At 47.7% G+C, this 22,682-nt stretch carries 24 protein-coding genes; 14 read left to right on the forward strand and 10 right to left on the reverse strand.

Annotation, left to right across the window (positions count from 1 at the left end; translation table 11 throughout):
* The first annotated feature begins 40 nt into the window (after positions 1-40).
* A complete protein-coding gene (locus ACI49J_RS04590) occupies positions 41-3,850 on the forward strand; it encodes a protease pro-enzyme activation domain-containing protein (RefSeq protein ID WP_240252979.1) in 3,810 nt (1,269 codons plus the stop codon).
* Positions 3,847-5,718: a peptide-N4-asparagine amidase gene (locus ACI49J_RS04595; RefSeq protein WP_240252981.1), complete on the forward strand. Its 1,872-nt coding sequence runs from the start codon at positions 3,847-3,849 to the stop codon at positions 5,716-5,718. The genes ACI49J_RS04590 and ACI49J_RS04595 overlap by 4 nt, the downstream gene beginning before the upstream one ends.
* Here ACI49J_RS04595 and ACI49J_RS04600 read toward each other — a convergent pair.
* The 4 genes from ACI49J_RS04600 to ACI49J_RS04615 all read right to left on the reverse strand — a co-directional run bounded on the left by ACI49J_RS04600 (position 5,630) and on the right by ACI49J_RS04615 (position 7,706).
* A complete protein-coding gene (locus ACI49J_RS04600; RefSeq protein ID WP_012021312.1) occupies positions 5,630-5,989 on the reverse strand; it encodes a hypothetical protein in 360 nt (119 codons plus the stop codon). The two genes, ACI49J_RS04595 and ACI49J_RS04600, sit on opposite strands and share 89 nt — an antisense overlap.
* Positions 5,990-6,065: 76 nt before the next feature.
* Complete coding sequence (locus tag ACI49J_RS04605; RefSeq protein WP_240253484.1) at positions 6,066-6,662, reverse strand: endonuclease V; 597 nt, start codon at positions 6,660-6,662, stop codon at positions 6,066-6,068.
* Between the two features lie 2 nt (positions 6,663-6,664).
* Positions 6,665-7,108 (reverse strand): protein-tyrosine phosphatase family protein, encoded by a 444-nt coding sequence (locus ACI49J_RS04610; RefSeq protein ID WP_240252987.1) that lies wholly within the window; start codon positions 7,106-7,108, stop codon positions 6,665-6,667.
* 28 nt (positions 7,109-7,136) lie between these two features.
* Positions 7,137-7,706, reverse strand: a complete 570-nt coding sequence (locus ACI49J_RS04615) for a GMP synthase subunit A (protein WP_240252988.1) — start codon at positions 7,704-7,706, stop codon at positions 7,137-7,139.
* A 90-nt stretch (positions 7,707-7,796) separates the two neighbouring features.
* On the opposite strand from ACI49J_RS04615, the gene ACI49J_RS04620 reads away from it, so the two are divergent.
* From ACI49J_RS04620 to ACI49J_RS04630, 3 genes are read left to right on the forward strand one after another with little or no spacing between them, the layout of a single operon-like run.
* The gene (locus tag ACI49J_RS04620; RefSeq protein WP_240252989.1) at positions 7,797-9,059 is read left to right on the forward strand and encodes an NAD(P)/FAD-dependent oxidoreductase; all 1,263 of its coding nucleotides are present in this window, start codon (positions 7,797-7,799) and stop codon (positions 9,057-9,059) included.
* Between the two features lie 21 nt (positions 9,060-9,080).
* Positions 9,081-9,551, forward strand: a complete 471-nt coding sequence (locus tag ACI49J_RS04625) for a DUF2299 domain-containing protein (protein ID WP_240252993.1) — start codon at positions 9,081-9,083, stop codon at positions 9,549-9,551.
* A gap of 4 nt (positions 9,552-9,555) precedes the next feature.
* Positions 9,556-10,014, forward strand: coding sequence for a DUF2299 domain-containing protein (locus ACI49J_RS04630; RefSeq protein WP_240252994.1), 459 nt, complete (start codon positions 9,556-9,558; stop codon positions 10,012-10,014).
* On the opposite strand, the gene ACI49J_RS04635 is transcribed toward ACI49J_RS04630, so the two are convergent.
* The 4 genes from ACI49J_RS04635 to ACI49J_RS04650 all read right to left on the reverse strand — a co-directional run bounded on the left by ACI49J_RS04635 (position 9,952) and on the right by ACI49J_RS04650 (position 13,216).
* Positions 9,952-10,671 (reverse strand): carotenoid biosynthesis protein, encoded by a 720-nt coding sequence (locus ACI49J_RS04635; protein ID WP_240252999.1) that lies wholly within the window; start codon positions 10,669-10,671, stop codon positions 9,952-9,954. The genes ACI49J_RS04630 and ACI49J_RS04635 overlap by 63 nt on opposite strands.
* A 43-nt stretch (positions 10,672-10,714) precedes the next feature.
* Positions 10,715-11,842 (reverse strand): MFS transporter, encoded by a 1,128-nt coding sequence (locus ACI49J_RS04640; protein ID WP_240253486.1) that lies wholly within the window; start codon positions 11,840-11,842, stop codon positions 10,715-10,717.
* A 71-nt stretch (positions 11,843-11,913) separates the two neighbouring features.
* The gene (locus tag ACI49J_RS04645; RefSeq protein WP_240253000.1) at positions 11,914-12,822 is read right to left on the reverse strand and encodes a fumarylacetoacetate hydrolase family protein; all 909 of its coding nucleotides are present in this window, start codon (positions 12,820-12,822) and stop codon (positions 11,914-11,916) included.
* A 52-nt stretch (positions 12,823-12,874) separates the two neighbouring features.
* Positions 12,875-13,216, reverse strand: a complete 342-nt coding sequence (locus tag ACI49J_RS04650; protein ID WP_240253001.1) for a DUF2173 family protein — start codon at positions 13,214-13,216, stop codon at positions 12,875-12,877.
* A gap of 247 nt (positions 13,217-13,463) precedes the next feature.
* On the opposite strand from ACI49J_RS04650, the gene ACI49J_RS04655 reads away from it, so the two are divergent.
* From ACI49J_RS04655 to ACI49J_RS04670, 4 genes are all read left to right on the forward strand, one after another.
* Positions 13,464-13,871: a hypothetical protein gene (locus ACI49J_RS04655; protein ID WP_240253002.1), complete on the forward strand. Its 408-nt coding sequence runs from the start codon at positions 13,464-13,466 to the stop codon at positions 13,869-13,871.
* A 120-nt stretch (positions 13,872-13,991) separates the two neighbouring features.
* Entirely contained in the window at positions 13,992-15,119 is a 1,128-nt protein-coding gene (locus ACI49J_RS04660) for an MFS transporter (protein WP_240253003.1), read from the forward strand.
* A 155-nt stretch (positions 15,120-15,274) separates the two neighbouring features.
* Entirely contained in the window at positions 15,275-15,460 is a 186-nt protein-coding gene (locus ACI49J_RS04665) for a double zinc ribbon domain-containing protein (RefSeq protein ID WP_240253005.1), read from the forward strand.
* Between the two features lie 39 nt (positions 15,461-15,499).
* Positions 15,500-17,482 (forward strand): DEAD/DEAH box helicase, encoded by a 1,983-nt coding sequence (locus ACI49J_RS04670; RefSeq protein WP_240253006.1) that lies wholly within the window; start codon positions 15,500-15,502, stop codon positions 17,480-17,482.
* Here the strand turns inward: ACI49J_RS04670 and acs are convergent.
* Positions 17,460-19,454, reverse strand: coding sequence for an acetate--CoA ligase (acs, locus tag ACI49J_RS04675; RefSeq protein WP_240253007.1), 1,995 nt, complete (start codon positions 19,452-19,454; stop codon positions 17,460-17,462). The genes ACI49J_RS04670 and acs overlap by 23 nt on opposite strands.
* Positions 19,455-19,551: 97 nt before the next feature.
* On the opposite strand from acs, the gene ACI49J_RS04680 reads away from it, so the two are divergent.
* The gene (locus ACI49J_RS04680) at positions 19,552-20,112 is read left to right on the forward strand and encodes an acetate uptake transporter (protein WP_240253008.1); all 561 of its coding nucleotides are present in this window, start codon (positions 19,552-19,554) and stop codon (positions 20,110-20,112) included.
* A gap of 19 nt (positions 20,113-20,131) precedes the next feature.
* Here the strand turns inward: ACI49J_RS04680 and tenA are convergent, their stop codons facing one another.
* Positions 20,132-20,812: a thiaminase II gene (gene tenA / locus ACI49J_RS04685; protein ID WP_240253017.1), complete on the reverse strand. Its 681-nt coding sequence runs from the start codon at positions 20,810-20,812 to the stop codon at positions 20,132-20,134.
* A gap of 207 nt (positions 20,813-21,019) precedes the next feature.
* Between tenA and ACI49J_RS04690 the strand changes: the two genes are divergently transcribed.
* Genes ACI49J_RS04690 through ACI49J_RS04705 form a run of 4 tightly spaced genes read left to right on the forward strand, consistent with a single transcriptional unit; the run spans position 21,020 to position 22,648 of the window.
* A complete protein-coding gene (locus tag ACI49J_RS04690) occupies positions 21,020-21,331 on the forward strand; it encodes a muconolactone Delta-isomerase (protein ID WP_048060092.1) in 312 nt (103 codons plus the stop codon).
* A gap of 1 nt (position 21,332) precedes the next feature.
* Positions 21,333-21,866 (forward strand): hypothetical protein, encoded by a 534-nt coding sequence (locus ACI49J_RS04695; RefSeq protein ID WP_240253020.1) that lies wholly within the window; start codon positions 21,333-21,335, stop codon positions 21,864-21,866.
* Positions 21,867-21,912: 46 nt separating this feature from the next.
* Complete coding sequence (locus tag ACI49J_RS04700) at positions 21,913-22,269, forward strand: HEPN domain-containing protein (RefSeq protein ID WP_240253023.1); 357 nt, start codon at positions 21,913-21,915, stop codon at positions 22,267-22,269.
* Positions 22,232-22,648 (forward strand): nucleotidyltransferase domain-containing protein, encoded by a 417-nt coding sequence (locus ACI49J_RS04705; RefSeq protein WP_240253024.1) that lies wholly within the window; start codon positions 22,232-22,234, stop codon positions 22,646-22,648. Before ACI49J_RS04700 ends, ACI49J_RS04705 begins: the two co-directional genes overlap by 38 nt.
* Positions 22,649-22,682: the final 34 nt, after the last annotated feature.

A 22,682-nucleotide genomic window follows, 5' to 3' on the forward strand; every position in this document is an offset into this window, starting at 1 on the left:
TTTCAAAAAGTTAATATATTGTCCTTAACTTATTTAACGCATGAAACTTGCGTTATTGTTGGTGCTCGTGATTGTTCTTAGTCCATTAGTTCCCATTCAAGCGAACTCATATGCTACATATTACGGACCCCAGTATCAGGGTATCCTTCAAGGACAGTTACCCTCAACAGCTCAAGTCTGCATTTCGATTTTCATACCCCCAAAGAACATGAACTACCTGTACCTACTGGTGCAGGAGATAGGTAATCATCAGATACATCCTTTAAACAGGTCAGAGATCATATCCATGTTCGGTAACGTTCAAAAGGAGAAACAGATTATGAGCTATCTGGAAGCTCACGGCTTCCAGGTCGTGTACAGCAGTCCATTCTCTGTAATGGCAGTCTCTAACGCGTCTAACGTGGAAAGGGTCTTCGGTACCTCTCTCTCAATCTATAAAACTGGAGGTCTCCTTTATTACAGGCCAGCTACGTCACCAGTGATTCCCGGAGTTCTTAGTAACTCTCTCATAATGGGACTCACCAATTACACCTTGATAAAGCCAGACCTGGTAGTCCTGGGAAACATAAGCAATGGAGGACTTAGGCTATCCTCACCTTCAGGCTACTATGGGTTCCAGTTCTCCGCGACATATTATACGGGAAGGGAGATCTCACAGGCCTATGGAGCAATGCCAGGAGGTAAGAACGTAACTGTAGCTGTCATTGATGCCTATGGAGATCCCGAGTTAACTCAGGACCTTAAGGCATTCGACACGCAGAACGGTCTTCCCCCCATAAATCTCACGATACTGCCTGTGGGTCCATATCACCCTATCTATGGAATTTTCACCTCCTGGGATGTAGAGACGGCTCTCGATGTGGAGGCAGTTCACGCGATGGCTCCTTACGCCCATGTGATAGCAGTGGTAGCATCCAACGCTGGGTCAGCCCTGTTTGAGGCTGTAGATCTCGTGGTGTCTCAGGACCTTGCCCAGGTGGTATCCATGAGCTGGGGTCTCCCCGAGAACCTGATCGGCGCATCAGGATTTTACGCGTATTTTCAGGGTAGTACTCCCAATTATCCTTACCTAGACTACTACTTCGCACTTGGGACTGCAGAGGGGGTTTCGTTCTTCGCCTCTTCCGGTGATAATGGGGCCTATGGCGGAACCTTAACAAGTTACGGTGGAGTTAACTTTCCAGCATCTTCACCCTTTGTCACTGCGGTGGGAGGTACATCACTTTACGTTAACTCCACGTCCGGTTCCTTAGAAAACAAGGATGCGAATGTGACCTATGGATTTGAAACTGCCTGGGGAGTCCTTCCACAGTACTTTGAGCCAGGAGTGACCAGCGTTTCATCGGGAGGGGGGATGAGTACCCTTTTCCCAGCACCTTGGTATCAGAATCAGTATCTAAACGCCTCCTATAGGGAGGTCCCTGACGTGAGTGCAGATGCAAATCCCTACACTGGATTGGTGATTTACGCTGAGGGTGTCGAGGAGGTTATTGGTGGAACAAGCTTAGCCTCCCCTCTCTGGGCTGGCGTGACAGCAGACCTAGATTCTCAACTTAATGAGTCCCTCGGTCTTCTCAACCCCATACTGTACTGGATATACTCCAATTCAACTCTGTATTCCCAGGCTTTCCATCAGGTGACGGTGGGCTTCAACGGAATTTACACCGCAACCTCAGGTTATAACATGGTGACAGGTCTTGGTACTCCCAACTATCCGGGACTTCTAAAAGCCGTCAAGGAATATCTGAAACAGCCCCAGCTCAAGATCTCAGTATCCACCTTCTCTACCAATCAAACCTACCCATGGTATCCCTATAATTCCACAGTGAGGATAGTTTCATACATCACCAATGAGAGCGGTGACATTGTGAACTCCGGAAACTTTACTGCCTACATCTATACGACTAATGGCCTACTCATGGAAGTTCCCCTGCAGTTTAACGGGACTTACTGGAACGGTATGTTTGAGGTGCAAGGAGGTCCACCCAACATCTGGTCCATTGTGGTTAAGGGGTCGTCTAACGGTATTTCAGGCGTAGCACAAACCGATGTAGACGTGGGTGATTCAGTGGTTATCTCGCAACCGATTCCCTTCCCCTACTCCCTCCCCATACCTCCCAACGAACCTGTACCTGTCCAGGTTCAGGTAACGGCACCTAATGGGACACCGCTTTCGAATATGTCCGTAACAGGTTATCTCATAAAGAACGGGAAGGCTCTGCTTAACTTCACCCTACTACAATCGCAAATGCCTGGCATCTATAACGGTCAGTTCTCCCTACTTCCTAACATGCCTCAGGGAACGTATCTCTTAGTGGTCAATACCACGGGAGGGTCAACTTATACATACCTTTACTTTGGGGACGCAGTTTACGGGACAGTATATCCATCGACAATCTCAGGAATGCCAGGTGTATCCCCTGGCGAGAACGTGACTTTCTTCGCTGAGACCATAAGTAGCTTCGGGCTAGGTCTATTCTCCTCAAACGTAACGGCATACGTGTACCAAGGGAATAGGCTAGTTGCTCAAGTTCCCATGATCTCTGCCCCTGATACGGCACAATATGGTGTGTTCATACTTTTCGGGTTAAAGGAGGCTAACTTCACGATACCTAGCAATTTCACGCCTGGGGTGTACAAGGTCGTATATCATGCTGTGGTTAACACATCCGTGGGTCTGGAGGATGGGAACTTCACTACCTGGTTTTACGTATCACCTTCCGTTAAATCCACCATCCTGATGCCAACTTACCTATATCAGGGTGAAAACGTGCCCATTAAGGTCAAGATAACCTACCAGAATGGAACTCTCGTCACCCAAGGAATGTTTACCCTGACCCTAATGCCCTCTGGGACCACGTTCGAATCCCTTCTGAATGAGGTGAACTACGAGGTGCCTCTGCAGTATAACGCGAGTCTGGGTGAGTGGGTTGGTAACTTCACTGTTCCCTACTTCTCAGGCAGTGCCCAATTCAGGGGGAGCCAGCCAGGGGTTATCCAGGGTCCTTGGGTTGCGGTAGTTCAGGGAAGCTCTGCCCTAGGCTCTCCAACTTTCTCGACCGAGAACCTATACGTCACCGACCAAACCTATATGGGACCAATGACTATCCGAGGAAACTCGTCATTACCTTACGCAGTACAGGACGGAAATACCTACTCCCTTTACCAGGTGTATTCGCCAAACCTCACAGTTTACGGAACCTCGGTTAACATAGTGGGATCTACCGTGAGTGAGCTGAGGGTGATAAACTCCAACGTCACGGTGTCGTCATCTGAGATAGGACAGATATACGCGATTAACTCCACCTTGACCATTGTGAGCTCTAGCGTCAGGAACCCTAACGTTGCCCTTACCTTGATAAATTCTGACGTGAACCTGATCTCGTCTTTAGTTAACTCGACCTACGCCTTCAACGTGACAGGTGGAAATGTGGTTTTACAGGGCTCAACCATACTCTCGTCCCACCTCTCGACTAGCTCTCCACCAAGGATTGTAGAGCTAACAAGCAACGTCACGTCGTCTTTCGAGGTAGTGAATGTTACAATCTCGCCTACCCTTAAGCCAATCTCAGTGTACTTGAACGGACAGGCTCAGAACTTTACCTACTCCGAGAGCAATAATTCCTTAACACTGCATATTCCATTCCATGCCTCCTCTCTGCCCGCCGGAATCTACCATTATGTAGCAGTCCTGAAGAATGGACTCGAGTACAACGTCTCCTTTACCGTGAACAATCTTTATCCGGAGGCCGTACTTCATCAGGAAATAACTTACCTGGAAGTGGGCATAATAGCCCTGGCTATCGTGGTGGTTATCCTGTTGATCCTTGTTCTGAGGGTGAGAAAATGAAGTCCTGGATTCTCCTGATTGTTCTGGTCTTGGGGTTACTCCCAGGTGTAGGGGCTTTTTCTTCACCAACCATGCCTCACAACTTCACCCTATACAACATAACGGCGATGCAGGGTCTAGATCCGAAGTACTACTCCTTCGAGGCTGTAAGGTATCTCCCACCCAACGAGACTCCTGTCACTGTCACGGTAGCCAAGAACTTAGTCTTCAACGATACGGCGTGGAAACCCTACTACTTAAACGTTCACATTCCCAATGGGTCCTACAGTTTCATCCTAATGAATGTTAGTGTGAAGGAAGAGAATGGGACCCAGTTTGATCGTCCCTTCTACATTTTCGTGAACAGTATACCGGTGTTCTGGGGATCTACACAGGAGATTCAGAACTCGAGTGCCTCTGTAGACCTAACCATGTTTGAAAACCTCCTACACGGAAACGTAACCTTTGAACCTGTCCTCGTGAATTTCTATGACGCAAAGGTGAACATAACAGGGCTTTATCTAGTCAACATAACTCTGTCCCTCTACCCAGGACAGGCCCTGAGTAACTTGCCCAACGAGTTCATACCTCTCTTCGTGAATGGGACTTTCAACTACAACTACTCGTACGTCATTCTTAACCCTAATCAGGACACTATTACCTCTTCGGTTAAGTTACCTAACGGCACGTATAGGATGTCAGCTTTCCTTTACGAGGAAGGTGGAGGTCTAGATGAGTTCTGGTACAGTAACGAACCTGCTACCAGGGACATCCTGCTGTACTATGATGGTCTCCTCGGAGGAGTAGTTCCTCCTTACGAAACAATATACACTGGTGGTATTGATCTGTTCTGGTGGAAGCCACTTCCCAGCATTAACACGCTGGCATTTCATACGCCCTATCAGGTGGATCTTACTCCTCTTCTGGCGCTGGGATCTAATGCTAACGTAACAGTCACAGTCTCTAACTTAGGAACTGCGAAGGAACTAACGGGTAGTTCCTCCTTCGACTGGGACCTATCAGGGTTCCTGGCTCTGTGGGTAAATCAGAGCAATCCTCTAATCTCTGGGCAGGTAGTGAAGGCCTATACTAGGTTTATTGACTCCTCGCCCATCTTTGTTGGCGGTTTCTCAGGGGTTCATTATCAGGAGGGAGGTAGCTACACCCTCACTTACTCCTCAATTCTAAGGTTCCTTCATGGTACCGAGATGGCAACGGTCTCCCAGACAGGAAGATTCTACGCATCCCAAACCTTCAACAACATCTATCAATTCGCATATCTGGACGAAACCTTCAAGGAAATTGCAAATGAGACCGGGTTCTACTCCTCCTCCATGTATCTGGCGGGGAACTATCCCGTGACACTGCAGATTTCAGCGTTTGTCACTCCAATAACCTCACCTAACATGATACCCTTCAACGTATCATATGCGCAGAACGGATCCATTCAACTGGGTGCGAATTACCTGTACTCATTTAGCCTTAACGGTTACGTCACGAGGCAATCCCTTCAAGAGAACTTGACCGCTCAGGGAGGTTTCTCTGGGATAATTGAGGTGATCAATAGTTATGGCGGAGCCGTTCTCGTTAAGCTCACGTCCAATAACGCCCTAACTCAAAAGTACCTCACCTTCATCTATCAGGAACCGGGTGTAACCGAGTTCAGGGAAAACTTCTTCGCCATGGCCGGACAGAACAGCTCCGTGAATGCTACGGGCTACTACCTGAAAATACAGAGGAGTTTTACACCACTAACTGACCCTGCCTACCAGGAAGTTGTAAGCTTCACTGAAGATCATCTTACTGCAGATCATCTGGTGGCATATCATCGAAGTATTCTGGCGGAACTTCCTCGCTTTGCTCTTCTTCCACATCCCTCCCCTTTTTAGACGACTGGTAGTTCCTCTTACTTTTTTCCTCTATCTGGATGTATTCCTTCGCTGACTCATTAAGCACATAGCTTAACCTTTGATAGAGCAGGGCAGCCTCTGCGGTACTGAGTTGAAAGCCAACCCTATTCTTACCGTCATCTATCACCAGAAGTAGTTTACCCTCTTGCGGAAACCCCTTATCGTTCATTATGGGGGAATCCACCAGTAGTTCCAGCGTCTTAGGCTTTCCCTCCTTGTTAAATCTAGGTATTCTGAGGACTCGTTTCATGACTAACAATTAAAGTCCAGACACTTTAATCCTTTTGGGATGAAAACTTGCCCGACCGATCGGTGACGACGAGGGTTTAGCTGAGTTTAAGGTCATTTCTATAGACCTTAGAGAGCCTGTCAGCCTCCCTAAGCACTCTGGGATAACCCATCCTGCTCAAGTTGATTACGTAATCTAGGCTAACCAGGTTGCCTGGACTATAGTAGTATTTCCCTACCTTGACCCCCACCTTCTCACCGTTGAGGACAATGTAGTTAACCCCATTCTCTTCTACAACCTCTCCCACAAGTCTTGACTTCGCAACACCTATCGTGGGGATGTTTAGGAGAACCCCAAGTACCGTGGCAATACCGCTCCTCCTGGGATGAGCTATCCCGTGTCCATCCACGAGGAGGAGGTCTGGTTTAAGGTCTTGTAGAGCCCTTATCATGAGGGGAGCCTCTCTCATGAAGAGTAAACCTGGAATGTAGGGGAAACCCACCCTCCCTGTAGCCTTCTTTACTAGCTGGTTTTCGCCATCGCACACGACCACTGCAACCCCCACCTCCCCCTTGTATGCCACATCGACACCGCATATCTCTCTTGGTTCTCCCTCCAGCTTCACTAGGTTAACCTGTCTAGCTATTAGGTTCTGAACCAGGTAGAGAAAATTCACCAGGTAATCCTGTTCCAGTTTCAAGACTTGGTCAACCCATGAAGAAACATGAATTGTTGCATTGTTTGCACGGCTCCTGGCCTGTACCTCCTGACCTCCTCCACTGCCTGATCAGGGCTCATCGCCTCCCTCAGGATCAGGTAGCCTGCGAGAACGGTACCTGTTCTTCCCATGCCCGCAACGCAATGAACCACGTTACTTCCCGTGTCTAACCATTTCATTATTTCCTGAAACTGCTCCATGGTTGGTCCATATCCGTCTGGAACTGGAACATGTAGGAACTGGAACCCCTCCTCCCTAAGTTGAGAGAAATAGTACTCCGGGTTTCCCCATGCTTCCTCTATTTCCCAGTCCTCTGCCAGGACAAGTATTTTCCTCACGCCCTTCCTTTTCCAATCACGAATCTCCTCCAGGTGAGAGGGCATATGGGATCCGCCAATTCTGTTTCTCCTCACCCAGTACAATCTTTCACCTCAGGTGATCCGCTGTTCTTCATCTACCTTTACATACTTCAAGGAAGTTTTTAAGTACCTGTATTCCGTGCTCCGTGTGTTTTACCTCAGGATGGAACTGAACTGTGAAGATGGAGTTATCGGAGTTCACCATGGATTGTATCCTCGTGGTCTCACTGCTTGCGAGTACCCTGAACCCCGGAGGTGGGGTCTTAACTTCATCGTTGTGACTCTCCCACGCGTTAAACTCGGAGGGTACCCCACTCAGGATTGTGTCGTGATCCTCTACCTTAATTCTCACGAGTCCAAACTCAGGGGTACTTGCCTTGTCTACCACACCACCTAGTACATGGGCTATAAGTTGATGTCCCAGGCAAATACCCAGCTTCGGAACGCTTACCTCTCTGACGAACAGGGGTGAATTTCCCATCCTGTGTAGCTCCTCCTTCACGGATTGGGGACCCCCACTGAAGATGAGACAATCATACTCCTTAACCTTCTCCAGGGGTAGGGAGGGATCAATGGTTTCAATGTTTCCCCCTAGATACTTCACGTTTTTCAGGATGAGGTGGTTGTATTGACCACCGAAGTAGATGAGTCCTATCTTCACATTTTACCAGAAGATTAAGGGATTTTAAGCTCATACCCTTCCTGATTCTTCTCCAAAAGCGATTTTACTTTACCCTAGTATTGGGTTCAAATGAAAGCTCTAGTGATAGGGGCTGGACATAACGGACTGATAGCCTCTTATTACCTCAGAAAACTAGGTCTAGACGTAACGGTTCTCGAGGCATCTCACAGGATCGGTGGAATGACTGAGAGCGCGGTAGAGGCCAAGGCTGTGATAAGTAGGGCCTCATACGTCCTAGGGATTATGCCTGAGTCTCTACGAAGGGAATTTGAGATACCCATAATTGAGAGCGAGATCTTTCAGACCATTGAATATGACGGAGAACTCATACCGTTTTATCGTGAGCCAAGGAGGAGAAGAGAGGTTCTTGGTAAATATTTTCCTAAGTTCTCCGAGTTTGAGGATAAACTCTTCAAGATGAAAGAGATCATGTCATGGTTTACCTTTACCTCAAGCCCTCCTTCAAGGGAAAAAATTCTCGAGGTAGCAGAGAGGGAGGGCGTACCAGAAATGGTTAAGGACACCTCAGCTCATTTTCTGAAAGAGTATCTCCCTGAGGAGGTGCACAGGTACTTCATATACCCTTCCATGGAGGACGCCCCAGCCTATATGGTGGCTTACTTCTATAACGAGTGGTCCCTTGTTCCAGGCGGAATGGGCACAATTCCAAGCCTCATAGAGAAGAAAGCTAGATCCCTGGGTGTGGAGATCAAGACTAGGAGCAAGGTGGATCAAATCGTGGTTAGGAACGGCAAGGTAACAGGAGTGAAGGTTGGAGACAGGGAATTGAAGGCAGACTTGGTCGTGTCTGCAATTAGCCCCGTTGCTACTTTCTCGATGACAGAGCCGTTGATGGACCTGAAACTGGATCCGGGGAAAGGAGGATGGGTCAAGTACAACGTGGTATTTAGGTATGGAGTCAAGGTTAGGGACGATCTCAAGCCATACTTGCAGGGTATAATTGACCTAGAGGTGGGCGAAATTATAATGCCCTCAGTCTTAGATGAGACGAGAGGAGCCCCAGTCCTAGAGTTCATGGGAGATAGGGAGGAGGTCTTGTCCATGTTTAGCGGAGAGATTCTTTATGAAGAGAAGATAACTGCAGATTATGCGTTGAGGTATTATCATGCACCAGGTGGAAACCTCAATCATCTGCCCATGAGGTATCCCTACCTCTTTGACGGTAGACCTGTCAAGGGATGGGGTTATAGGACGCCAGTGAAGGGACTATACCTCTCAGGGGCAGGAACCTACCCTGGAGGACAAGTTACAGGAATACCAGGTTACAATGTGGCCTTGGCTGTGGAAGAGGATCTTCAACAGGGTTTTTAATTCCTGGATTTATCTTCCCCTATGGAGAACAAGATTAAGGAGTGGCTGACCTCGCTCGGAATGAAGGTTTGGACCCCAGATGGAGCTAAGGAATACTTTCATGTAAGCGCTTCACCTCCTCAGGGAGCCCCTGTGGTCGACGTGGTTCGCCCAACTAACATGACACCTTTCTACATTGTGGGAATGGGCATAGCAGTACATCAGGCTCACCAGGACACGCTCAGGAAAATGAGCACGTCGAGCAGGAAAGCTTTCATTGACGAGATAAAGTATTACCTCATGGAGATGGAGGTGGACGTGGCCTTCCTTCCGCCAGGTCAAGAGATTCCACAGCTAATAAACGTGAGCAAGGTGGTTTATCAGGACGGTCTTAGGGCAAACGACTTCCTCGACGCCTTCTACTCAGTGAGGAACGCAGGAACCTACGTGATTATGAGATTCTTGGATGCATTTGGAGCTGGGGAAAATAGACCCAGCACAATGTATGGGTGAGACCATGGACCCAGTTAAGGTGTTTAAATCCCTGGGATTGAATGTAAGGGAGGTCCCCCAGGCCAAGGAGTTTCTACACCTGGCAATATCCCCTCAGCAGGGTGGACCCCAACTGGAGCTAGTGAAACCAGAGAAGGACTCAAAGGTCTACGTACTGGGGATGGCCGTGGGAATTCATCAGTATCACCAGTCGCAGTTGAAGTCCCTTCCTCCTAACGAAAGAAAGGAGTTCCTCACTAGCATGAGGTACAGATTGCTTAGGATGAAGGTTGATGTGGGATTCACTCCTCCTGACGATGAAGTTCCTCAACTTGTGTTTGTGAGCAGGGTAATGCTCGACGAGGATCTCACCGAGAATGACGTGATGAACGTCATGTATAAGGTCAGAAATGCGGGGACTCTAGTTATTTTTATGTTCGCTGACAGATTTGGTGTACCTCAACCTACGAGCAAGTACATGTAAAGTCAGAAAAGAGAATGAGGCCACCCCGAAGGAGATTAATGCTGGTAGTCCAAGCCCTGCGAAATAATCCTGAAGGGCTAGATCTAGGATCAGTCCGTACGTGAAGAGAGATGCCTTGGGGTTATATACCAGCGTAACTCTCCTGCTCCACGTTACGTAGATCAGGAGGGAAATGAAATACCAGGAGACGAAGTTTGAGATGGGTACGCCAAAATATTGTCCAGGAGTTATCCAGTGCCAGTCAAACCTGGAAAACAGAGGATCTACCGTTAAGTCTATCATTATCATGATCCATGAGGAGATGAAGGGATTCCCTGAAGGGAGAAATGAGAAGTAAGCCAAGGTTGCCCAGAGGAAGGGAATAATGATTGGAACTCCCAACACCTCATACCCTAGCCCTGAGGTATAGTAATATCTCCCGAAGGGAAATCCAGTATGTACTCCTAAGAACTCGAACAGGTAACCAATGGAAAACCCTATTGCGAAGAAGATGACCGATCTTCTCCCCAGTTTCGCGTAGGAATGATAGAAGTAGGTCGCAATCAGAACTAGAATGGGTATACCTAGATTGAACCCTGGAAGATTGGTTAGTTGAGGGAGCGTGGCTAGGAAAAGGTACATTAGATAGGCGTAGCTAACTATCCATATCCTTTCCATGATAGTATGTTAAGGAGACTGGTTAAAGCCTTTCAATAGGAAACTAAACGGTCTTAGGTTTCTCCTCCCTTCTCTCCTCCCTTTCCCTCAATAGTGTGTAGTATAAAATCCCACCTAGAGCTTGCATCATTCCTCCAACCTCAAGCGGTAATGCAAAGCTTTCCTCAAGAAGGTATCCACTTAATCCAGAACTCATTTGCGACAGACGTGTGGCGACTCCTTGAAGACTTGATGCGGTACCGAAATCGTCCTCTGAGACCCCTCTTACGTTTATTGCGGTTCTATTGGGCATACCCACACCAGCGTTAAACCCTCTAACCACGTAAAGCGCTCCCGCCAGGGGAAGGAGCGGGGAGATCGCCATGGCCAGGAGAAATCCCCCGTTCATTATCCTGGTCAGGGATGCCAACCTAAGGGGATTTCTCGAGATACGAGTGGCAATATAGGACCCTAAGGAGGTACTCAAAGACGCCCCCGTGAAGATAACCCCTATCATCAAGGGAGATGCATGAAAGCGTAGATTGAACCAGAGGGGAAGAAGGGGAATAGCCAATCCAACACCTGCACCTGATAAGGTGTTAGAGGCTATTACCTTAGAGATATACCTCAAACTTCCCTTTGTCATGAACTTTGTGCTCTTCCTCTCTCCTCTCCTTTCCTCTACCTTAAGAATACATAAGGCAGAGGCGAAAAGAAGACCAGAAGCTACCCCAAAGAGGAATCGAAAATCATTCACGTTTCCGAAGGGCAGGTAATCGTGAAAGCTCAGCAGTATACCACCACCTGCTCCAGCTAAAGCGGAGATTGAGGTTAGCTTTCCCAATCTCCTTACCCTTTCTTGATCTTCCTTCCAGTTCCTCGCCACTAGGGCAGTTAATCCAGGGGAGAAGGCCCCCCTAGCTCCCCCTGCGGTTCCGCCTAAACCTGTGATTATCGCTGACGGAATTACCACGAGGGGATTCCTGGTGGAGATAAGGAGTATTAGGGCAATCGCTGGAATTAGGTCTCCTAGAATGAGGGACTTCTTGTAACCTACCCTGTCCCCCAACATGCCCAGGGAAAGGGAGAACCCCGCTATATAGCCGGTCATTCCCAGGAATACCAACCCTATTATCACGGGTGAGAGACCGAGCGTGGAAAGGTAAAGGGAACTCGATATGGTCACGAACATTATGCCTACGCTTCTAAGAGCTCTAGAAAGAAGTAGCCAGTTGAACGAGTCCAAAAAATCCACCAAGTATTCTATTCCTGTTCCACTTTATTTCTTAGTGTTCCAATACCCTCTATGGTTGCCTCCATCACATCCCCAGGCTTGAGGTACTTCCCCTTTGCAAAACCGACTCCTGGTGGGGTTCCCGTGGAGATTATGTCACCAGGGGAAAGGGTTATGCCCCTTGACGCCCAACTTACTAGTTCCTGGACATTAAATATGAGATCCCTAGTGTTTCCGTTCTGCTCCACGTTACCATTTACCTTGAGGATCATGGAGAGGGAGTTGGGGTCTCTTATCTCATCTCTAGTCACAATTACAGGTCCCACTGGCGTAGTCCTGTCCATTGCCTTTCCCCAAACCCAGTTTTGGCCATATGGGTTCAAGATCTTTGGCCATCCCTCAGGGAATTGCCAATCCCTAACAGACACGTCGTTGAACACTGTAAACCCGAAAACGTGATCCAGGGCACGTTCAGGCTCCACGTACTTCCCAGGTTTCCCTATGACTATCCCCAGCTCAACTTCCCAATCTAGCTTCTCAGTAACCTTGGGTTTAACAACTGGCATTTCGTGGCCCACAAGGGAGCTTGCAAACTTGGTGAAAAAGTAGGGTTTAGGTGGAGGCGGAGTTCCAGCCTCCTGGCCGTGCGCCCTATAGTTAACTGCGGGGCAGAGGATCTTCTCAGGGAAGGGTACAGGGGGAGACCACTCCAGTTGACCTGAAAGTTCGGCCTCCCTAGGCCACTCTCTCTCCAGTTCGTGTAGTACGTCCATCACTGGCTTGCCCAACATTATCAACTTCTTCATGTCTAGAAGAAAACCCGGAGCTTCCCTGGTCCCATACACCAGCCTATAGGCCTCGTATAGGTCGAGTCTCCTGGAATCCCTCTCCAGGCCAACCCTAGTTTCACCGAATTTTAGGAAGGTAAAGAGCCTCATATACGCTCTTACAAGGGGAAGGAAAAAAACCTTACTTGAACCAAGTGAAAGGTTACTTGGCCACTTCCATTAGGGTCTTGAATATCTCGTTGAAGTCTGCCTTGGCCATCTCCACGAAAACTCCGTACTGTCCCATTACGCATACGGCATAATCTCCAGCAGCTACCGCCCAGCCGTGGAACGGGGACCACTTCATTCCAGAGAACTTAGTGAACCCTTCGGCCTGCATCCTCCCCATCATTGTGTTCGCAGCACACATCATGGCTACCATCTCGGCCATCTCCTTGGGCAGATTCCCCTTATACTCTGCGAGTTTCCCATCCATGGTATACTTACCTGCTGCCACTGCTCCCTTTAGTTTCATGAGCCTTTCGAGTTTCTGCGACTCTGACATATTTATCTACTTTATATTGTATCAATCATATATATAAGATTAATGATTAAACATTTCAAGTTACACATGAAACTAAAATAAACGATGACTAGTGCCGTACATGGATCTATAATCATAGTTCATTTTAACGGGGTTTAATTTGGAACATATGTGAGTCAAGATTTAAATATTGCAATATTTAGTAAACTAACTATCCAGGATCTACATCTTAACATTGGTATAAAAAGGTAGAAGAGAAAGGTAAGTTATGCCAACCTTAGAAACACCCTATTCTGTTCTAAACGAGGTTATGAGGGATGTACTTAGAAGGAGCGGAAAATCTGCTAGGGCCGAGATAGAGCTGGCGTCGTTCAACCCGTCAATTCTAGGCTTTGTTAGAGCAGGTCAGGACGTGATCTACGTAAATACGGTGCCTCTCAGTCAAGTCCCACAATCTGATTTGTTCGAATATTTCTATGTTGTCATTCTTCATGAGTATCTTCATCTCCTAGGGATAGCTGACGAGAGGGAGGTCAGAAGGATCACGCTAGAAATGGTCGATGAGAAGTTTGGGGAGAACAGCTTTGCTCACAACCTGTCCCTGAATCTCGTGGATCCTAGGGACGCAATGCTGATGCAGTCGTGGAAACTGGGAAGACCTCACACTTATATGTAATCTGGTTCTTTGGAAGTACAACGTCATCCTCCCACCTCCTTAGATGGTCATCATATTATCTTGAGATTCTTTAGAAGTAGAACAGAAAATTAATACCTTGTAACCAATCTGAACCCAACCTTGAAGCCTTTGAGAACGTACGCCGTGCTAAAGAGTCTGGCCAATAATCTATCACAGCCCTTCATTACCTTCACTGCAGCGTCCTCTGGAATTGTGAATGAGTATCTGGGCATCATAAGTTCTGCTTCAACAGTGTTAACTTCCGTGTCAGAGTTCATAACTGCACTGTTCAGGGTCAGAGCGTTAATGATGCTCGTGTGTGGAAACCTCATCTCTGGGATAGCTTGGATAGTGATGTCACTTTTACCCTTTACTGGGCCCTATATTACCCTGACCTACTGTGTTGCCGAACTGGGTCTCGGGATGTCCTTAATGGGATGGAACCTGGTCATGGAGAAGCTTAGCTCCACATCAAGGGGGGAAATTCTAACCCAGTATACGGCATACGCGAATGTTGGAGGGCTAATTGCGACTATTGGGGCTGGGCTGTTCGCTGGTTCTTCGACACAGCTCATTAAGGTGCCCTTTATCCTAAGCGGAATAATCACCCTGTCCACTATCCTTGTTCTCAGATACTCCGACGTAGATTATGAGGACCCCGCGAGGAAGTTTCACATACCCCGAGGAGTGTGGGGCTTCTTTTCCCTGACCACGGTTTTTACCTTCTTCTGGTCCTTTGCCTGGCCTCTCTTCCCCCTGGCCCAGATATATATTTTTCACATGAACTACGTAAACATAGCCATAATCTCCGTCATTGCGGGCATTTCCTCCCTTCTCATGAGAAGATGGGTGGCTAGGCTGATAACTAGAAACAGGAGGATGGCCATGTTCCTAGGAAGAGCACTCCTGACGGTTTTTCCATTGTCGTACGCCTTAGCTCCAAACGTTTACTTCATTTATCTCGCTGAGGTGGTGGCAGGTTTCACAAGCATGATAGGTTCCACAGCTTACATAAGTTACTTGTACGACAGCTCCAGCAAAGAGGACATGAAGGTAGCGCTAGGGTTTTACTCTGTCCTTCAGGGTTTGGGAGCTCTAGCTGGATCCGTGTTATCCAGCTTTGTTCTCAACCTTCTGATACCTTTCCTGGGACTAGTTGTGGATATAAGGACGCTTCTATTAACCTCGGCCGTTTTAAGGCTGATAACCTCCTTCTGGTACCTTAAGCTCAGGGAAATTAGATCCTAATTTCGTAATCAGTGCTCTGTCTTATATAAATTCTATAGTTTAACGACCCTATGATCGCTAGCTTGATTGCGTCGTGTACATCGTGTGTATATAAATTCTATAGTTTAACGACAGAAAATTTAAAAGTTCTTTCTCTTGAATTTTATTAGATAAGAATGGGAAAAGTTAAGTGTGCCAGTTGCGGAGAGATTAACCCAGACATTCTTACTAACTGCAGGAGGTGCGGTGCTACTCTCCCCAACAGGTTTGGCGCGTTTCAAGCTAAGATATGTCCCAAGTGTGCAAGATCTAATCCGGCGGGAAGAACAACTTGCCTCTACTGTAATGCGCCCCTGGTATAACGGATCAATAATATTAACCCTACAGCTCGCTTAGTTTTTGTGAGTATTTCCGAGACCTTCGTCGAGAAACTTAGAGATTCCCTTGGTTTCGCGCCCTATCCCTACCAGGAAAAGGTCATGCAGGACGTTCTGGACAACTTGAGGAAGAGCCGTTTCATTGTGGTTTCCATGCCCACGGGATCGGGTAAAACCCTAGTGGAGCTTGCCCTAGCTGACTACCTAAGAGGGAAGGGGATGAAAGTCCTGGTCCTGGAACCCACGAGACTTCTCTGCGATCAAATGTATCATAACTTTTGGGCCAAGGTCTTTAACGACGTAGGGGAAGAGTATGAAGGAAATTGCACTAGTTTCGAAGAAGGAAAGGGCGTGGTCGTGTCAACTCCATTCACCTCCTCCAAGTGCATGCCAAAGGTTGATGCGGTGATTGTGGATGAGGTACACCACGCCTTTGGAGATCCGAGGTACATGTCGGGCCTAATTTCCATGAAGCCGAGGATAGTGATAGGTTTCACTGCCCTCCTACCCAGTTCCAAGAGGTATAGCATGGACTCGAGGTTCGTGGAGGCCTTTGGGGTACCCTCTCTTCTGGCCTATGACTTCAAGAAGCTCTCCGAGATAGATCCTTCCTTTACCTTACCCAAGGCGATCGCGGATGTTTTTGATGCGGAGATGGACGGTGTTGAGAACGTGGCGTACGATGCCCTCCTCAAGGGGAAGATCCCAGGGGACGAGAGGACGTTAAGCTTTCTAAGGTTTACCCTGTATAGTCACGGAAAGACGGCCTTCTGCGAAAGTCTGGAAAACGTGAGAGATAAGGTTTCAGATAACGTTACGTTGAGGACTCTCTGCAGTTCAGAGGGTATGGGACATAAGGCTCGAAGTCTTAAGGAGATACTCGAGGCCTACGACGTCGAGGAACATCGGCCGGTCTTGATTTTCACTGCGAGGCGTTCCACGGCCCACGAGTTTGAGGTAATACTCCATAACATGGGAGTGAACCGAGTTAAGACTTTAACCGGGGAGTTAAACAAGGAGGAACGCCTTCAGATAGTTAACGAGGCTAAGAGCGGTAATGTGGACGTGATCATCTCTACGCACGTGGGTGAGGAGGGGATTGATATCCCCGAGGCTAGGCTCCTCATAATGACAGATGTACCCAAGAGTCCGCTCAGGTTCTATCAGAGACTCGGCAGACTAATAAGGAAGAGCGAATCCAAGGGCGTAAAGTATCTGGTCGTGACCTTAACTCCCAAGACTCCCGAGTACGATGATCTGGATGAGGCTTTGCGATCGCTTCACAGGGAGGGTGTTGACGTGAGTTACATTGTGGAGAGGAAGTCGGGGAAGGGATCCACATCTAGAATACTGGATCAGGTTAAGGAGAAGGGAGGGGAGGTTCCCCTCATGAAGCTACTAGAGATGGAGTATGACCTGAAGGACTACATGATGGTGAGAGGAAAGTCCAGCGTCACTCAATTCTTTAACGCCAAGGAGCAGGATATTCCATACTCCGACTTCGTCGATAGGGCAATCATGGATGGAGATCTCATGTATTACTATGACGTGGAGGGAATGGGAAACCTGTTTGCCAAGATATTGCTCTCCAAGTATTGCCAACTATGTTATGGTTCCCAGTGCCAGGGTTTATGTGATCTGGACATCATGGAACTTGGGAGAAGCAAACAGTATAAGCTCACTAGAAAGGACCTTTTGAGGTACTTCATGGTGTTGTTCCCACCCGACAAGCTCACGGATGTGGAGAAAAGAATGGAAATCACTTTCGAGAACCCAGGTTTCGGCATTTCCCTTCAGAGCAACGTAAATGAGAAGAATAGCTCCATCAGCTTCAACGTTCAGTTAAACGCGTCAATAAACGGTATCACTGTCTACCCAAAGATAACCCTGGCGTATTATGGAGTAAAGAAAGAGGCTAAGGACTTCCTAAAAAAGAATGTCTTAGCTATATGCAATACTGCGGGCAAAATCTATTTCTCCTATTTCACTTCCCGACCTGCTCCTTAAGCTCCTGGAAGGCTTTCTTTACCTCCTCCACAGAGGCCTCATCCTCTAGCGTGGTCACGTCACCCACGGGAGAGTTAGTTGCGACCGCCTTGATTACCCTCCTCATGATCTTTCCGCTTCTGGTCTTGGGTAGCTTCGAGACGAAGTGGATTTCCCTGAATACAGCTATGGGACCGAAGTTCTCCCTCACGAACTTCACTATCTCCTCCTTTAGCTTAGGGCTAGGCTCCACTCCAGATCTGAGGATGACGAAGGCCTCAGCCACCTCTCCCCTAACGGGGTCTGGAACACCTACTACTGCTGCTTCAGCTATCGCTGGATGTTGCACAAGGGCTGACTCCAGCTCATACGTTCCAATCCTGTGTCCGGCAATCTTCATTACCTCGTCGGCTCTCCCCAGTATCCAGAAGTAATCATCCCTATCCTTGATCGCGTAATCTCCGGCGTAGAAAACGTTGGGGAACTTACTCCAGTATACCTTAACGTACCTTTCCGGATCCTTGTTGATGGTTAGGGGCATGCCAGGCCACGGCTTGGTAATCACTAGGTAACCCTTCTTCTCCTCTGGCATGGGTCTTCCATCTTCGTCAAATACGTTAGCCTCTATGCCAGGAAGAGGAGGACCATTGGTTCCAGGCTTCATGGGCACTAGGTATCCACCAGGCGTGTGTGATATCATGATACCCCCAGTTTCAGTCATCCACCAAGTGCTACCAAAGGGAACTTGTCCTCTCCCTACTAGTTTGTGGAACCATCTCCACGCCTCAGGGTTGATAGGCTCTCCCACGGAGTGTATGAGCCTTACGCTACTAACGTCATGCTTCTTTATCCATTGCTCCCCTTGCTTCATGAATGTCCTTATCGCCGTGGGTGAAGTGTAAAGTATTGAGACTTGATGTCTTTCTACGATCGAGACCCACCTGTCAGGTTCAGGGAAGTCCATGGCTCCCTCATACATGACCTCAGTCGCTCCTTCCTGAAGGGGCCCGAACACGATGTAGGAGTGACCAGTTACCCATCCTATGTCTGCAGTGCACCAGAAAACGTCTGTGTCCCTAATGTCAAACACAAGTTTCATGGTGTTATGAAGGAGAGTCATGTATCCTCCAGTGTCGTGAACTATACCCTTAGGCTTCCCCGTGGTGCCAGAGGTGTAAAGAATGTAGAGAGGATCCTCGCTTTTCATCCTTTCTGGCTCCACGTAGGCGTTAATCGGAACCTTACTCATTACGTCGTGCAAATAGGCATCTCTTCCAGGTTTCATGCTAATCTCTATTCCGGTTCTCCTGACCACTAACACGTTCTTCACTGTGGTGGCTGTCTCGAGTGCCTTATCCACGATCTCTTTGAGGGGCACCACTTTCCCCCTTCTCCAACCACCATCAGCTGTGATAAGCAACTTGGCGTCGGCATCGTTCATCCTATCAGCTACCGCCTGTGCACTGAATCCCGAGAAGACTACAGTGAAAGTTACCCCCAGTCTCGCTGCGGCAAGCATGAATATTGGAAGCTCTGGAATCATGGGAAGGTAAATCCCTATGGTATCGCCCTTCTTTAGGCCGTAAACTTCCTTGAGGAGATAGGCTGCCCTATTTACCTCACGGTATAGGTCAAGGTACGTCAATTTCCTGACTTCCTTGGGACCGTTTTCCCACGGCTCTCCCTCCCAGATTATAGCTACCTTATTTCTCCTCCATGAGTTAGCGTGCCTATCAACTGCGAGATAAGACGCATTCAGCTCTCCTCCAACAAACCACTTATAGAAAGGAGGATGTGAATCATCAAGCGCCTTTTCCCATGGCTTGAACCAGTCCAGTTCCTTAGCCACGGACTCCCAGTACTCTTGGTTGTTCTCTACGGTCTTCTTGTGAATTCTTAGGTATTCCTCAGGTGTCACTAACCTATGTTTAAGTAACTCTGGTACAACCTTCTCTTGAAAAGGTAGACCTGATTCATTTTCTGATTGAGACATACAAATAAAGTTCGAAATTTATATTATAAACTTGTTGCAGTATGGTAGTCTTAGAAAAGATTTAAATTTTCTAAAAGACAGAAAGGATGGAATTTACATGACAGAACAAAAAAGAGCAAACCCCGCACCCCTAGGTCTATCTGGTTTCGCCTTAACCACCCTTGTTTTAAGTACATATAATGCAGGGCTACTTTCGAGTGGCGTTAATGCTGTTCTTGGGCTTGCAGCTTTTTACGGAGGATTAGCCCAGCTCCTCGCAGGAATACTGGAATGGAGAGCAGGTAATACGTTCGGGTATGTTGCCTTCTTTACATATGGAGCTTTCTGGGAATGGTTCTTCCTAACCTCATTGGGGATTTTCGGAGGAGTTACTGCGGTTGGTATAGGATATGTATTGGTAGCATTTGGCATATTCACCTTTGTAATGTGGTTAGGAACCTTCAAGTCAAACATGGGACTATTTATGACCTTCCTGTTGTTATGGATAACTTTCTTCCTCCTAGGAATAGGCGCTATGACAGGAAACGAGGGACTATTTCATGCCGGAGGATATGTAGGTATATTGACGGCTATTGCTGCATGGTACACGGGATTGGCTCAGGTGGTGGCTGAGGCACTGGGCGCTAAAGCCCCTCTGGGAAGGGCCCCAATGTCTTGATGAGTTATGGGGGTTTAAGTTAAAACATTAGGTTTTTTCCATTTATCTTGACTGAAAATGGGAAACGTTCCTTTCTGTATGCAGAGTCCCAGAACATGTATTCATAAATAGAGGCAAGCCTGAAATTCTCCATCATTTGCTTTTCTGTCCTCGCATCCACATCAAGCTTATCAAGTTGGCTAATAGCCCACGTAACTCCCTTCTCATACTCTTCGCCCCCATACGTATTTATCCATCTCCTGTACTCCTCCACGGGAGATCCCAGCTTCACCAGCGACTTGCCCACATGCATGTATATCCAGTAGCACGGTAGGACTGCAGCTAGGACTTCAGGAAAAGGGGAGGAGTAGCCAACACTTAGAAGGAAAGAGGTGTATGCCCTGTTCACGGGAGACATTTCCTGGGCCTCTAGGTTTATGCCCCACTTTCTAAGAAAGGATGAGTGAAGTCCCTCCTCAACCCTTATGGAATCGAGGACGTGAGTGAGGAAATTAACCCTCTGCTCGTTGTTCTCAGCCTTCACTGAGGCCATGAGCAACACTTTCCCAAACTCTTTGAGGTATAGGGCATCCTGAACTATGTAGTGTTGGAAGCTCTCCATGGGGAGGGACCCGTCAACAAGCCCTCTAATGAAGGGATGTTCCTCAATCTCCTGGATTACGTCGTGAATTGAGGTCCAAAACTTTTCGTGTCTAGTCATGGCTGATACTAGATTACCCAGTTAATAAGTAATTTATCGTTGGTAGAGAGTGTGTGACAAGGTCACCTGTCGAGGCGTCACTGGAAGCTCAATAATTACCTAACCTGCTCCCTCACAGCCTGGCAACTGGAGTAATGCAATAACTCACGTATCCACCCACAGAGGAATACAATGAATGTTTATTTACTTAGATAATGAAATTGTAATATGTTATACCTAGTTTGGTTTAAGATTCGTCAGCCCGAATCTCTCACTCAGAGGCATCTAATGCAGATCTGGCAAAGGGAGGCAGAGGCAGCCCTACCTGGGGTGAAGCAAGGTGTGATCAAGGGGTTATGGAAGGTGTCAGGAAAAAGAGAAGTTGTCGCGGTCCTTGACGTGAATACACACGAGCAACTGGACGAAATTCTGGAGAATCTCCCCATCATGAAGGAGATGGGGTACGGAGTCGAGATAGAGGTTTACCCGATTCATCCCTATGAGAACTTCTACGAACTCATAAAGAAGTTGGCGACTTAACGTGGAGGCTTACGTCTTCTGGCATAGAAGGGATCCGCGGGTGGAAAGGGAGGAGTACGAGAAGTACTTGGTTAGGTTCCACGAGAGCTTTCATCGGGTCAAGGTTCACGGGTTTCTCTTCTCCACTAGCTACAGGGTCTCTGGAGTTACATGGATGCCTCCTGGTGATGTGTATGAAGATTGGTACTTCATTGAGGATTCTGGAGCCCTAGACAGGTTAATAGAGGCGGTTGAGAGGGATACTCGCTCCGTCCACGATGAGGTGGCTTCCCTCTCCTTGGAGGGAAAGGGAACCCTCCTCGCATTGAAGGCAGGTGAGTTCAGCAAGCAAAGACGAGACGTTGTAACCTGGTTTTCCAAACCACGTGGGGTTCCATACGAGAAGTTTTATGCCTCTTTGCAGATTAAGGGATCTCTTTGGAGAAGGTTGCTAGCGCTGGGTCCATCTCCCGAATTCTGCATGGTGAATCTCGAGAGGATCACGATACCGTCCTCGATTCACGTTGAAAGGGAAATGATATTTCCGACTCCCTAAGTGCTCCATCATGGAACCTTTATAACGCATTTCACGGAAACCATTTATGGCAAAGTGGTTTGAAAGGAGCGAGAAGGAAAGAGAGGTTGCTATTCTCTTGATGGAAAAGGGCTATTTTCCTGAGTCGTGTTTTCATTCGCATATGGCTGTGGAGCTGAAACTCAAGGGATATATTCTTCAACGTACTGGTTCAGTTATCTACACTCATTCCCTGAAAAGATTGCTCCAGGAAATCGCGAAATTAAACGAGGTTAAAGTGAGCGAGGAGTTACTGGAGTGTGCAAACTTTCTCTCAATGTTGTATACTGGATCCAGGTACCCGGAAGAGAACCTGGTGGACCTAGACAGACAGGAGGGTGAGAAGTGTGTCAAATGCATGGAAAGACTACTCAATAGTATCTGATTTGCTAGAGATATACGCAAGGGAGAGGGAAGAGGTTAGGGAATACATCTCTTCCCTATGCGGAAAGGGGTACACGGTGATCCTTTTCGGCTCAAGAGCCCGTGGCGACCACAAGGTCTACAGCGACTGGGACCTTCTTGTCGTGGGAAAAGAGAGGCCTATCACTCCACCAGCTCAGATCGATCTGCATTTCGTTAATGCGGAGTCGGTTGAAAGAGAAATCCAGGAATTTAACACGGTGGTAATAGATGCGTTTTATGAGGGAGTCGTTGAGTGCGATAACCTCTCGATATTTATGCGTTATCGAGAAATGGTGCTAAGAAGGATCAATGGGCTGAGGAAGACTAGGGATGGATGGATAAGGACTTCTACTCCGTAATATCGCCTCCACGGTGTATGTGATTATCTATCGC

Source organism: Metallosphaera sp. D4-4 (assembly GCF_046245145.1).
Taxonomy (GTDB): domain Archaea; phylum Thermoproteota; class Thermoprotei_A; order Sulfolobales; family Sulfolobaceae; genus Metallosphaera; species Metallosphaera sedula.